Genomic DNA, 13,860 nt, shown 5'->3' with positions numbered 1-13,860 from the left:
CAAATGGACGTGCTGGTGGTCGGGGGCGGACCCGCAGGGATGGCGTTGGCGGGGTCGTGTGCGCGACTCGGGCTGGCCACCGGCCTGCTCGACCCGTCTCCGGATCAGCCGTGGACGGCGACGTACGGGATGTGGAGCCGGGAACTTCCCGCGGATCTGCCGGCGTCGGTGGTCGCGGCCCGCACCCCCGGTCGGGCGATCGCCCTGACCGAACACCAGCTGGGCTGGGACTACGCCGTCATGGATGTGCCCGCCCTGCGTGCGCACCTCGCTGACCGGTTGACCGGGGTGCAGATCCACACCGGGCGTGCGGTCGGGTCGCCGCAGGCCGGCGTCGTTGCGTTGAGCGATGGTTCGCACCTGCGGGCCTCGGTTGTCGTCGACGCCGGAGGCCGGGCACGACCTCTGGACCCGACCCCGTCGGGCCGGACGCCTGCCAGCCAGACCGCCTACGGCTTGATCGTCGACGAAGCAGCGGCGGCTCCGTTGATGGACTCCGCCGGGGCGCTGTTCATGGACTGGCGCACCGACCACGGCGAGACCGGTTGGCCGACGTTCCTCTATGCCGTGCCACTCGGCGGCGGCCAGGTGCTGCTCGAGGAAACCTCGCTGGCACGCCGGCCGGGGCTGCCGCTTCCGACGCTGCGCCGACGGTTGCACGCACGGCTGGCCCATCACGGTGTCCGACCTCCCGCAGACGCGCGCTCGGAGAAGGTGTCGTTCCGGGTGGATCATCCGCGCCACGGCGGGCCGGGTGTGCTGGGGTTCGGTGCGGCCGCGCCGTTGATCCACCCGGCGACCGGGTTCAGTCTGGCCGCGTCCCTGCAGCTTGCGCCGCAGGTGGCCGCCGCGCTGGCCACACACCTGTCGGACGGCCCGGAAAAGGCCCTGGCCGTAGCCCGCAACACCGTCTGGCCGCTCGACGCGCGAGTGATCCACCGCTTTCGGCGGATCGGCCTGGAGGCACTGCTGCGGATGCCCCCGGATGAGGTTCCGGGCTTCTTCGAGCGCTTCTTCGCATTGCCCGAGCCCCACCGGTGGACCTACCTGACCGCCCGCGACGATGTCCGCGGCACCGCCGCCGCAATGACGTGCCTATTCCGGCAGGCGAACGGCCGGCTGCGTGGTCAGCTCGTCTCGTCGGCCTTCCTGCCTGCGGTGAAGACCAACGAGGTGGGGACATGACATCGAGAGCGCTTGAGTAGGACGCGACGTCACGGGTTGGACTGAGGGATGACCGAACCCTCACCGTAAGGATCCACCATGACCGCCCCGCCGACGTTGATCGCTGTCGACGAGCTTTTTGGACTCCCCACCCGGAGCCGAGCCCTCCTGTCCCCCGATGGGACCAAGGTCGCCTACCTCGCCCCATGGCGCGGTCGACTGAACGTGTTCATCCGTGCTGTGGACTCGGACTGGTCCGTCTCAGACGACGCGAAAGACGTTGACGCCCAGCGCATCACCTCCGAAACCCGGCGCAACATCGAGGCCTTCTTCTGGTCCACCGCGGGCGGTTACCTACTGTTCCAACAGGACACCGATGGCGACGAGAATTGGCATCTCCATCGCGCCGACCCGCACCACCCGGACGAGCCCACGGTCGATCTGACTCCCTTTGACGGCGTGCGGTTGTTGGGGGTGCAACTCCCGCCGGACCGACCCGGGACGGCTTTTGTGCAGCTCAACAAGCGCCGCCGTGACGTCGCCGACCTGTACGAACTCGACCTCGCGACCGGCCGGCTGACCCTGATCGCGGAGAACCCCGGTGACGTGCAGTCCTGGCTGCGCACCCCGGACCGGCTGCTGGTCTTCACCATGGAGGACGGCGGTGACCATGCGCTCTCGGAGTGGATCAGGGGCCACCGGCTCCCGATCAGCCGGTTCGCCGGCGCCGACGCCATGTTCGGCGTGAATCCGGCCGCGCTGACCCCCGACGGGAACGGACTGTGGATCGGCTCGTCACGCGGTTCGGACCGCACCCGTCTGGTCCGGGTCGACCTGACCACGGGCGAGCAGATCGGGGTGGACAGCCACCCGGTGTTCGACCTGGACACACCGCGCCCCGAGGCCGATCCGCGTTTTCCGTCGTCGCTGATCCTGCACCCGGGCACCGGGGAACTACTCGGCGCCCGATACCTCGGAGCGCGTCAGGAGATCCACACGCTCGACCCCCACTTCGCCGCGGTGCTGCCGCGGCTCGAGGAGTTGTCCGACGGCGATCTGGCGCACGTGTCCTGCGATGCCACGGCGCAGCGATGGGTGGTGGACTTCACCCACGACCGCGATCCCGGTGTCACATGGTTCTACGACCACGCCACGGGCCACGCGCGGCGACTCTTCAGGCCGTTCGCTCACCTCGACCCGCAACAGCTGGCCCCGGTGACCCCGATCAGCCTGACCGCGCGCGACGGGCTGACCCTGCCCTGCCACATCACGCTGCCGGTCGGACTCGAACCACACGACCTCCCGACCGTGCTGCTGGTGCACGGCGGTCCGTGGTACCGCGACAGCTGGTGCTTCGACCCGGAGGTCCAGCTTCTGGCCAACCGCGGATACGCGGTGCTGCAGGTCAACTTTCGGGGTTCGACCGGCTACGGCAAGGCCCACACCCAGGCCGCGATCGGGCAGTTCGCCGGACGGATGCACGACGACCTCATCGACGCCCTCGACTGGGCCATCGGGCGCGGCTACACCGACCCGGACCGGGTCGCGATCTACGGCTGCTCTTACGGCGGTTACGCCGCGCTCGTCGGGGCCGCGTTCACCCCCGACCGGTTCGCCGCGGCGATCAGTTACACCGGGATGTCCGACCTCGTCGACCTGGTCGAGTCTGTTGTTCCCTTCGCCAAGCGCAGTGTCGAGAACAGCTACCTGCGCTACATCGGTGACCCGGACGATCCCCGCCAGGCGGCCGACATGGGTGCCCGGTCCCCCGTCAGCCGGGTCGACGACATCACGGCACCGGTGCTGCTGATCCACGGTGCCAATGATGTTCGTGTCGACCGCCGCCACTCCGACCGCATCGTCGAGGCGCTCCGCTCCCGCGGCGCGCAGGTCGAGTACCTGCTGAACAAGACCGAGGGGCACTGGTTCATCAATCCGGACAGCAACATCGAGCTGTACAGCACTCTCGAGCGTTTCCTCGCCCGACATCTGGGTGGGCGATCGGCATCTGCCTGTGGATAAGCGGGTCTCGGCATAATGGGCATAATGGGCTGGACGGGTTTGTTGAACGCGGCTATGCCAGGGGAGCACCTGACGGTGATCAGTCGCACGAGCACCGGATCGACGCGGCGCCGTCGCCTGCTCCTGACCGTCGGCGTCCCGCTCACAGTGCTGGCGTCGCTCTATGCGGCCGACCTGATGGCCACCTCGTCGAAGCTACCCAGAGGTGTCACCGCGGCCGGTGTGGCGATTGGCGGCCTGACTCCCGATGAGGCCGAACAGCGCATCCGGGAGGAGCTCGGGTCGCGGGTGGGACAGCCGGTCGACGTGACGATCGGTGCGGTTCGCGCCGACGTGGACCCCGGCGTTGTCGGGCTGAACGTCGATTCGCGTGCCACCGTCGACCAGGCGGGCGCGCAACCGTGGAACCCGATCACCCGACTCACGTCGTTCTTCGTGGAGACCCCGGTCGGCGTGGTCTCCACGGTGGACGAACAGGCCCTGACCGCTGCGCTCGAAGAGCTCGGAGACACCGTCGCCGAGGACCCGGTCGAGGGCTCGGTGACGTTTGTCGACGGCGAACCCGTGTCGTCGCCTCCCCGAACCGGCCAACGGCTCGACATCACCGCCGCCGCCGATCTGATCGCCCGCGAATGGGCTGCGGAAGAGACCCTCGACCTGCCGGTGGTCGAACTGCAGCCGCGCACCACTCGCGCCGACGTCGCCATCGCGCTCAGCAGCGTCGCCACCCCTGCCGTATCCGGACCGGTCACCGTCAGAGGCGACAACAACACCGAGGCGGTGATCACCGAGGAGCTCATCGCAGCAGCCCTGACGTTCCGGCCCGGCAACGGGCGGCTCTCTCCGGAGATCGACGAGGAACAGATCGTCAACGCCCTACGCCCCCAGCTTGATTCGTCGGAGACCCCACGGCGCGACGCCGACATCGACTTCACCGCCACCCCGCCGCTCATGATGCCCGCGCAGGACGGCCGCAGAGTCGACTACGACGCCACCCTGACCGATCTGCTCTCGGTGCTCACCAGCACCGACAACCGGGAGATCACCGCGGAGTACGTGGACGACAAGGCCACGTTCACCCTCGCCGATGTTGCCGAACTCGGCCCCGTCGAGATCATCGGCGAGTTCCAGACGAGCGGGTTCTCGAGCGACTCGGGCAGGAACATCCGGCGCGCTGCCGAACAGATCGACGGGATCGTGGTCGGGCCCGGAGAAACGTTCAGCCTCAACGCAGCAACCAATCCGCGCAACGCCGCAGCCGGCTACGTCGAGGCCGGAATCATCGAGAACGGCAGGCCCGCCCGCGGTGTCGGTGGCGGCGTCTCGCAGATGGCGACCACTCTGTTCAACGCCGCGTACTTCGCCGGGATGGAGGACATCGAGCACCACGAGCACAGCTACTACATCAGTCGCTACCCGCCCGCCCGGGAAGCGACGGTGTTCGGCGACGTCCTCGACGTCAAGTTCCGCAACGACGGTCCGACATCGGTTCAGATTCAGACCGAGTGGACGTCGAGTTCGATCACCGCCCGGCTGATCGGCATCAAACGCTACGAGGTCACGTCGTCGACGAGTTCGCGCAGCCGCCCGACGAGCCCGCAGACCGTCACGATCCCCGCCGGGGAGGCCTGCAGCGCCAGCGGCGGCGGGCCTGGGTTCACCGTCACCGACACCCGCACCCTGCGCGAGATCGCCAGCGGACGCACCAGGACCGAGACCCACACCGTCACCTATGACCCGATTCCCAGGGTGGTGTGCGGCTGATCCCACCCGGCGAGGCGTCGAGTGTGAGATTCATGCCAAATTTTGCGGCGCATCTGGCCGCGGCGATAGGTGCCGGCGTCGGAGTACCAGGGCAGAATACAAGCGCCGCCCAGAGTGACGCCCGACAGAATCCACATCGCTGCGGCAACGGCCTGAGGGAAAGGATCAGCAGTGAGTTACAACGCCGCAGACATCACCGAACTCGACGATGTCCAGCACACGCGCCTGCGGCCCGCGGTGAACCTGGGCCTCGACGTGCTCAACACCGCACTTCGCGAACTGGTGGACAACGCCATCGAAGAGGTCGCCGATCCCGCTCACGGCGGTTCCACGGTGACGATCACCCTGCACGCCGACGGGTCGGTCAGCGTGGCCGACGACGGCCGCGGTCTGCCCGTCGACTCCGACCCGGTGAACGGCAAGAACGGCATCGTCAAGACGCTGGGTACGGCGCGTGCCGGCGGCAAGTTCTCGGTGCACGCCGACGCGGCCAGCACCGGCGCGGGCCTCAACGGGATCGGTGCCGCCGCAGCGGTGTTCATCTCCGCGCGCACCGACGTCACGGTTCGCCGGGCGGGCAAGACCTACCTGCAGAGTTTCGGCGGCGGCTACCCCGGTGTGTTCGAGGGCAAGGACTTCGACCCGGAGGCCCCGTTCACCCGCGCCGACACCCAGAAACTGCGCGGCACCGGCAACCGCAAGCCCGATGCGCACGGCACGACGGTACGCATCCTGTTCGACGTGGCCGTGGTGCCGGATTCGGCCGTCGACATCAACGAGGTGCTGCTCCGGGCGCACGCCGCGTCGCGGATGTCGCCGGGTGTGCACCTGATCGTGGTGAACGACGGCTGGCCCGGCGAGGAGCTGCGGCCGGAGTTGCTCGAGCCGTTCAGCGGCCCGTGGGGAACTGACACGCTGCTGGACCTGATGTGCACCGCCGCCGGAACACCGACACCGGGTGTCCGGGCCGCGGTGGAGGGCCGCGGCGAGTACACCACCGGCCGCGGCCCGACCCCGTTCCGTTGGTCGTTGACCGCCGGGCCTGCCGAACCGGCCACCGTCGCCGCGTTCTGCAACACCGTGCGCACCCCCGGCGGCGGATCACACCTGACGGCCGCGATCAAAGGACTGTCGGAGGCGTTGGCCGACCGCGCTTCCCGCATCCGCGATCTGGGGCTGGCCAAGGGCGAAGACGGCCCGGAGCCACAGGATTTTGCCGCGGTCACCGCGCTGGCCGTCGACACCCGCGCCCCCGACGTGTCCTGGGATTCCCAGGCCAAGACCGCGGTGTCGTCGCGGTCGCTGAACGTGGCGATGGCACCGGATGTGGCACGCGGAGTCACCATCTGGGCGGCCAACCCCGCCAACGCCGACACGGTGTCGTTGTGGACCAAGCTGGCGCTGGAGGCCGCCCGCGCGCGGCGCAGCGCCGAAGGCGCCAAGGCGCGGTCCCGGGCCGCCTCCAAGGCCAAGGGCCTGGGCACGAATCTGTCACTGCCGCCGAAGCTGCTGCCCAGTCGGGAGACCGGCCGCGGGTCGGGTGCCGAGCTGTTCCTGTGTGAGGGCGATTCGGCGCTGGGCACCATCAAGGCGGCGCGCGACGCCACCTTCCAGGCAGCCTTCCCGTTGAAAGGCAAGCCCCCCAACGTTTATGGGTTCACCCTGAGCAAGGCGCGGGTCAAGGACGAGTTCGACTCGATCGAGCGCATCCTGGGCTGCGGGGTCCGTGAGCAGTGCGACCCGGAACTGTGCCGGTATGACCGGGTGCTGTTCGCCTCCGACGCCGACCCCGACGGCGGCAACATCAACTCCAGCCTGATCTCGATGTTCCTGGACTTCTACCGGCCGCTCGTCGAAGCCGGGATGGTCTACGTGACACTGCCGCCGCTGTTCGTGGTCAAGGACGGCACGGAGCGGATCTACTGCCAGGACGAGTCCGAGCGTGACGCCGCGGTGGCCCAACTGCGCGCCACTTCCAAACGCAAGGTCGAAGTGCAGCGCAACAAGGGACTCGGCGAGATGGATGCCGACGACTTCTGGAACACCGTGCTGGATCCGCAGCGCCGCACGGTCATTCGGGTGCACCTCGACGACGGTGAATCCAAGCTGCACCACACTTTGTTCGGCGGGCCACCGGAGGGCAGGCGCACGTGGATGGCGGATATCGCCGCCCGCGTCGACACCTCTGCGCTGGACCTGACGTAGGAGAATCGCCGTGACCGCCACCCTGGAAGTCCCTGAGCAGAACCCCGACCTGGTGCTCGACCAGAGCGCCGACGACTACTGGAACCACTACCAACTGACGTTCGCGCTCTACAGCGTCAGCGACCGCGCCATCCCGTCCGCGTTCGACGGGCTCAAGCCCGGCCAGCGGCGTCTGCTCTACCAGATGCACGACTCGCGGCTGCTGCCCGGCAACAAACCCCAGAAGTCCTCGAAGGTCTGCTCGGCGGTCACCGGCAACCTGCACCCGCACGGCGGGGCGTCGATGTACGGCGCGGCGGCACTGATGGCCGCCGAGTTCCAGCGCGTCAAAGTCATTGACGGACAGGGCGCTTTCCCCCGCATCCAGGGCGACATCCCCGCGGCCGACCGCTACACCGAGATGCGGTTGTCGGCGCCCGGTGCGGCACTGACCGCCGAACTCGACGATCACGCGGTGCCGATGGTCGACACGTTCGACGGTGAATGGACCGAGCCGACAGTGCTTCCGGCGCGGTGGCCGGTGCTGCTGTGCAATGGTGCGGTCGGGATCGCCGAGGGCTGGGCCACCAAGGTGCCCGCCCACAATCCGCGCGAGATCATGGCCGCGTGCCGGGCACTGCTGGCCCGGCCGAACACGACCGACGACACGTTGATGAAGCTCATTCCCGGCCCCGACTGGGGATGCGGGGCCAGCGTGGTCGGCACCGCCGGGCTGCGGGAGTACATCACCACCGGGCGCGGGCAGTTCACCGTCCGCGGCACGGTGACCGTCGACGGCAAGAACGTCATCGTCACCGAACTGCCGCCCGGCGTCGCGAGTAACACTGTGCAGGAGAGAATCCGGGCGCTGGTCGAATCCGGGGAGATGTCCGGTGTGGCCGACATGTCCGATCTCACCGACCGGCGCAACGGGCTACGCATCGTGGTCACCGCCAAACGCGGCCACAGCGCCGACACGATCCGCGACCAACTGCTCGCCCTCACCCCGCTGGAATCGACGTTCGCGGCCAGCCTGGTCGCGCTCGACGAGGACCGGGTGCCGCGGTGGTGGACGGTGCGCGACCTGATCGGCGCGTTCCTGCACCTGCGCGATTCGGTTGTGTTGCGGCGCAGTGAGTATCGGCTGGAGAAGGTCACGGCACGGCGTCACCTCGTGGCCGGCCTGATGCGGATCCATCTCGACATCGACGCCGCCGTCGCGGTGATCCGAGGCTCCGACACCGTCGATGACGCCCGACAGGGACTGCAGGAGCGGTTCGACATCGACGAAGAGCAGGCCAATTACGTGCTGGCGCTGCAGCTGCGCCGGCTGACCAAGCTCGACGTGATCGAACTGCAGGCCGAAGCAGACAAGTTGGACGCCGAGTTCGCGGAGCTGACCGAATTGGTGTCGAACCCCGACGCGCGCCGCACAGTGATCGACCAGGAGTTGGTGGAGACCGCGAAGCTCTTCAAAGGCGCCGAGTTCGACCGCCGGACCGTGCTCGACGCGGCGGCCACCCCGGTGGCTGCCGGCGCCGACGAGGACGGCGCCCGCGAGCGAAAGGTCAACGCCTCCTGGCGCTTGGACGACCGCGGCGTGTTCTCCGACAGCCACGGCGAACTGCTCACCGCGGGTCTGGGGTGGGCGGTGTGGACCGACGGGCGCATCAAGTTCACCACCGGTGGTGGTCTGCCCTACAAGACCCGCGACATCCCGGTCGCCCCGGATATCACCGGACTGCTGCGCTCGGGTGTGCTCGCACCCGGTTCCCACCTGGCGCTGGTGACCCGACGAGGCAAGGTGTTGCGCATCGATCCCGAGGCGGTGAATCCGCAGGGCGCGGCCGGTAACGGTGTGGCCGGCGTGAAACTGGCCGGCGACGGTGACGAGGTCATCGCCGCGCTGCCGGTCACTTGCGCAAACGGTGAGGCAATCCTGTCCCGCTCGGAGAAGGGCTGGAAGGTGACCGAGGTCGCGGACATCCCGGTGAAGGGCCGCGGCGGCGCGGGCGTCGGATTCCACCCGTTTGTCGCGGGCGAGGACGCTCTGATGTCGGTGTCGATCTCGGCGACCGGGTTCGTGCGCAGCGGCAGGTCGGTGCGCGCCGAGAAACGCGCGAAGGCGTCGGTCAAGGGTTCCGGCGGGGACATCACGCCTGCTCAGTAGGCATGTCACGCAAGAACATCGACAAGTCACACACCAAGCCCTGTTCGGAGAGGATAATCACACCCGCTCGGCAAACGTCAAGGTGTTCGCGAGGGCAGGGCAATGGTGGGACTATCACCGAAACGCGGAGAAGGGGCGACCCTCGCTGCGCTTCGTCGTTCGACCGCCGCTGATCACGAGTCGGTTGATGCATTGATCGCGCCGGGCCGTCTGGTTGAGGTCGGCTACTACGTCGCAGTCGTGCGGGCGCTGATCGAATGTGCCGAGATCGTCGAAGTGACCTTGCCCCGGATCCCACGCGGATTGTGCCGTCAAGGATTGTCTGCCTCCGATGTCTCCAAGCGCGTGGCGATCGACGCCGAGTCGTCGTTCCTGGACGAACTCGCCGCACCCCGGCCTGTTCGACGTCCACCCGGTGGAGTCGACGATCTGCTGGCCCCAGGTCCACCCGCACAGGCAACGATGGTGGGGCTTCTCTACGTCTATGTCGGCTCTGCCCTGGGCGGTCTGCACCTACTTCGTGTGGCCCGGACCGCGCCATGGTGGCGACACGAACGCGAGCATCTGCTGTTCCGGCCGTACGGCTGTCATTTCGCCGATCGTTGGCGGGCTGTGCTGGACGCCCTCGAGCGCCTGGATCCCGAAGAGACGAACGCCGCAGTAGGGGCCGCGAAAGCCGGTTTCGACCTGCACCGCCGGTCCCTCACCGATCATCTATCGGCCGGGCCTCACAGATGAGCGAAGGCTCCGACGCGTTGTGGAATTCCGAAGCACTGTGGAAGGTGGTCGGCCACGAGGGCTGCGACACCGAACCGATCCATACGCCGAACGCCATCCAGGCGAACGGCTGGCTTCTCGCAGTCGACCTCGTGGGTCGGCGCGTAACACACGTGTCGTCGAACCTGGCCGCGCCAATCGCTGAAATGCTCGGCACACCAAGGGTTTTGGGGTCGCCGCTTGACGAAGTCTCACATGCACTCGGACTCCCCGATGATTTTCGGCGATGTGCCGACAACCAAGGTTGGCGAGCCGAGATTCCCTGGCTGGACACGGCTCCAATGATGATCACGGCGCACGCAACGAGTGATCACTACATCGTCGAGATCGAGCGCGAGATTCCCTCGGTGGCGACGGATCCGACATCGATGATCGCCACACTGCTGGAGGCCGCGAGCTGGCAGGCGTTCTCGGAGCAGACGGTCGTGGCCCTCGGACAGATGTTCGGCTACGCGCGCACCATGGCCTACACGTTTCATCCCGACCATCACGGTGAGGTGATCGCCGAGCACCTCAACGAGCCTGACCTGGAGCCTTTCCTGGGGCTGCACTATCCCGCCGCCGACATCCCACCTCAAGCGCGTCGGTTGTACGTCCTTCAACTCGAGCGGGTCATCGAGGACGTCGCCGGGCCGACTGTCCATCTCCTCGGGTCGGCTTCAGATGGCGAGCCGGCAACAACACTCGATCTCAGTTTCGCTCGTCGACGCGCGGTCTCACCGGTGCACCTGGAGTACATGCGCAACATGGGTGTGGCCGCCACAGCAACGATTTCGGTGGTCCAATTGGGACAGCTGACGGGCATGTTCGTCATGCACCACAACGAGCCTCGATCGCTCAGCCTGAGTGATCGTCGAGCGCTCGCTACCGTCAGTCGCATTGCCTCTTTTGTCGCAGCGACAATGGACGAGCAGTCCTTCCGCACCCGGCGCGCACACATCGCAGCGCTCGCCGAAGAACTCCGACGACACCTCTCGGCGGGCGACAACACTCTGCGAAGCATCGAAGCCATCAGTGACGATGCCCTGACTGTGGTCGAGGCCGATGGACTGGTTGCCCGCGTGGGTCGCGAGGTGTTCCGCCTGGGCGATGTGCCGGAACAGGACGCGATCGATCAGCGGGTGCGCCAATTGAGTTCGGCCGGGCCGAGTCTCGTACACGTCACGGACTGCCTCTCAGCCGATATGCCCGAACTCGCAAGGCCCGATAGCTGTGCAGGGGCGATAGTGGCCCAGCTGACCGGCTCCCCGGACATCTACCTGGCCTGGTTCCGGCGGCCAGTCCTCAGCGCCGTCCGCTGGGGCGGCGATTCGACTTCGACGGTCCGCCAGGACGAGTTCGGTCGGCTTCATCCGCGGGGTTCTTTCAAGGAGTTCGTCGAGAACGTCACCGACCGCAGCCGCATGTGGTCCGATCACGATCGGATTGCAGCGGACAGTCTCTATCGCGCCGTGCAATCCGGGTTGAACGAATGGGTGTACCGGCAGCTGGCGGTCCACGCGGCGGTCGACCCACTGACGGGTCTCGGAAATCGTCGCGCGCTCTCCCACGCGATCGACGGCGCCATGCGTTCCAGCTCGGCGTTGCACCATTGCGGGTTGCTGTTCCTCGACCTGGATCGCTTCAAGCAGATCAACGACGCATTCGGACACCACCAGGGCGACCTCGTCCTGAAAGCCACCGCCGACCGGCTTGAACGGGTGACGTTCTATCTGGCCGGTCGGTCCAGCAGCGTGTTCCGTCTCGGCGGCGACGAGTTCGTCGTGTTGATCCGCGATGCCACCCCTGAATTGCTCTCGCACCTGGCCGACGGGATCCTCGCTGCGTTCCGGGATCCGGTCACCGTCGAAGGTGCGACGAATGTGGTGAACGTCAGCATCGGGGCCGTCGCTGATGTGGACGGCGTCGGCGACGCGGCTGAACTGCTCCGGCGCGGAGATCTGGCCATGTACTCGGCAAAACGTGCAGGTGGGTCCCGTGTGGCGTTCTACCGGGAAGACTTCTCCCGCCAGGCGGTCCGTCGTTCGTTGCTCGAGCAACAGCTGTATCAAGCGCTCGAGACCGACGAACTGATGCCGTCGTTCCAACCCATCGTCTCGATGCGAACCGGTCAGATCGTCGGAGCAGAGGCGCTGGCCCGCTGGCGCCAACCGGCGGGCGGTTTGATCCTGCCTGTCGAATTCATCGCCCTCGCCGAGGAGACAGGTCAGATCCGCCTTCTGGATCGACGGATCACCGAGTGCGCAGTAGCGGAGTGTCTGGAGCTGTTGCGGAACCCGTCGCAGGCGTTTCACCTCGCCATCAACGCCAGCGCGAAAACGGTGGACACCGAGTACGTCGACTACGTCGCCGAACTGATCGCTCACCACGGATTCTCACCCGAACGGTTGACCATCGAACTGACGGAATCGGCGATGGTTCAGGAGTCGGGACGTCTACGGCGGGTACTGGGCGATATTCGCTCGCTCGGCGTAAAGGTGGCCATCGACGACTTCGGGACCGGCTACTCCTCCCTCGCCTACCTGCAGAATCTGCCGGTCGACGTGGTCAAGTTGGATCGCACGTTCATCGCGGGGGCGGGCGCCGCCGGTGAGGCGGTGGTCGCCCGCTGGGCGATACAGATGGTGTCGGACCTCGGAATGCGACTGATCGCCGAGGGCGTCGAGACCAGGGAGCAGGAAGAGACACTCCTGTCACTCGGCTACGACTGGGCGCAGGGCTATCGATACGGCGTGCCCACGATCGCATGCCCGCTGAACGGTCACTTCAGGAGCGTCGACGAACCCCCGCGGGGGTGATCGCGAGTAAGGGGCCCGGATCCTGCTTCCAGTGAGTCCACATGTTCGACCGCGCGCCGTACCCGCCGACGTGGAGCCTGGCGATACCCTGCTGTCATTGCGCAGAGAACCCTTGCCTGCCAACTTGGTCGGCGTAACAGTGAGGCATCGAAGTGGCATCGGCCCCTGAGGTCATCTCAACCCCATCCCCCACATTGGTAACATCGCTCGGTGCCAGTATCCCGGCGTGACGCACTGCGCTATGCCGCCGCGGCGTCGGCGCTGGCCGGTTTTGGTGCCGCCGCGGGCGGTGCCGCCAGTCCGACCGCCTCGGCCGCCGGTCCCACTCTGATCGACTTCGCGATGCGCCAGATTCCCGCCCAGGACATCCGGGCCGCCGGGCACGCCGGGGTGATCAACTACGTATCGACCTCAAGGCCGGGCTCGTCCTTCGGCGCCAAGCCGATCACGCTGCCCTACGCCAAGTCGCTGACGGCCGCCGGGCTGGTGATCGTCAGCAACTTCCAGTACGGAAAGCCCGGCGGGACAGCACCTTCGGATTTCACTCGGGGGTTCGCCGGCGGCGTCGCCGACGCCCGAACCGCCTGGCAGCTGCACACCGCCGCAGGTGGCGGCGGGAGCGCACCGATCTTCTTCAGCGTCGACGACGACATCGACCGCAACACCTGGAACGCCCTTGCCCTGCCGTGGTTTCGCGGGATCAACTCGATGATCGGCGAGATGCGCACCGGGATCTACGCCGGTATCAACCCGTGTCAGTGGGCTCTCGAGGACGGTGTCATCGGCAGGTCGGGCTCGGCCGGCAAGGCGTGGATCTGGCAGACCCGGTCGTGGTCGAAGGGGCAGATCCATCCCGCCGCAGTTCTCTACCAGCGCATCATCGACACCGCATCCAGCCCGGGACCGATCGTCGGAGGGATCCGCGTCGACGTCAACGACGTGCTGGCCCAGGACTGCGGCCAGTGGAACATGCACCCGTGA

8 protein-coding genes are annotated in these 13,860 nt (G+C 67.3%); all 8 read left to right on the top strand.

The genetic code is table 11. The features are described from left to right. The first annotated feature begins 3 nt into the window (after nucleotides 1–3). The 8 genes from ABDC78_RS07795 (at nucleotide 4) to ABDC78_RS07760 (ending at nucleotide 13,860) form a co-directional block, all read left to right on the top strand. Nucleotides 4–1,185 (top strand): lycopene cyclase family protein, encoded by a 1,182-nt coding sequence (locus ABDC78_RS07795; protein ID WP_347133369.1) that lies wholly within the window; start codon nucleotides 4–6, stop codon nucleotides 1,183–1,185. Between the two features lie 78 nt (nucleotides 1,186–1,263). Further along, a complete protein-coding gene (locus ABDC78_RS07790; protein WP_178360906.1) occupies nucleotides 1,264–3,186 on the top strand; it encodes a S9 family peptidase in 1,923 nt (640 codons plus the stop codon). Between the two features lie 75 nt (nucleotides 3,187–3,261). Further along, a complete protein-coding gene (locus ABDC78_RS07785; RefSeq protein ID WP_347133368.1) occupies nucleotides 3,262–4,950 on the top strand; it encodes a VanW family protein in 1,689 nt (562 codons plus the stop codon). A 171-nt stretch (nucleotides 4,951–5,121) separates the two neighbouring features. Continuing rightward, complete coding sequence (locus tag ABDC78_RS07780; RefSeq protein WP_178360907.1) at nucleotides 5,122–7,155, top strand: toprim domain-containing protein; 2,034 nt, start codon at nucleotides 5,122–5,124, stop codon at nucleotides 7,153–7,155. 10 nt (nucleotides 7,156–7,165) lie between these two features. After that, nucleotides 7,166–9,304 carry a DNA gyrase subunit A gene (locus ABDC78_RS07775; RefSeq protein WP_178360908.1) on the top strand — a complete coding sequence of 713 codons (2,139 nt, stop codon included), beginning with the start codon at nucleotides 7,166–7,168 and terminating at the stop codon, nucleotides 9,302–9,304. 105 nt (nucleotides 9,305–9,409) lie between these two features. Beyond that, nucleotides 9,410–10,042, top strand: coding sequence for a hypothetical protein (locus ABDC78_RS07770; RefSeq protein ID WP_178360909.1), 633 nt, complete (start codon nucleotides 9,410–9,412; stop codon nucleotides 10,040–10,042). Nucleotides 10,043–10,362: 320 nt separating this feature from the next. Continuing rightward, entirely contained in the window at nucleotides 10,363–12,879 is a 2,517-nt protein-coding gene (locus ABDC78_RS07765) for an EAL domain-containing protein (RefSeq protein ID WP_256736303.1), read from the top strand. 210 nt (nucleotides 12,880–13,089) lie between these two features. Then, nucleotides 13,090–13,860, top strand: a complete 771-nt coding sequence (locus ABDC78_RS07760) for a DUF1906 domain-containing protein (RefSeq protein ID WP_178360911.1) — start codon at nucleotides 13,090–13,092, stop codon at nucleotides 13,858–13,860.

The sequence above is a fragment of the Mycobacterium sp. DL genome (assembly GCF_039729195.1).
Lineage (GTDB): Bacteria > Actinomycetota > Actinomycetes > Mycobacteriales > Mycobacteriaceae > Mycobacterium > Mycobacterium hippocampi_A.
Note: the sequence above shows the minus strand (reverse complement) of the source record. Positions and strands in the feature narration are given on the sequence as shown.

Bases quoted from the DNA above. Each gene is read 5' to 3' on its own strand.
- ABDC78_RS07795 (WP_347133369.1), top strand. From the start codon at position 4: ATGGACGTGCTGGTGGTCGGGGGCGGACCCGCAGGGATGGCGTTGGCG.
- ABDC78_RS07790 (WP_178360906.1), top strand. From the start codon at position 1,264: ATGACCGCCCCGCCGACGTTGATCGCTGTCGACGAGCTTTTTGGACTC.
- ABDC78_RS07765 (WP_256736303.1), top strand. From the start codon at position 10,363: ATGATGATCACGGCGCACGCAACGAGTGATCACTACATCGTCGAGATC.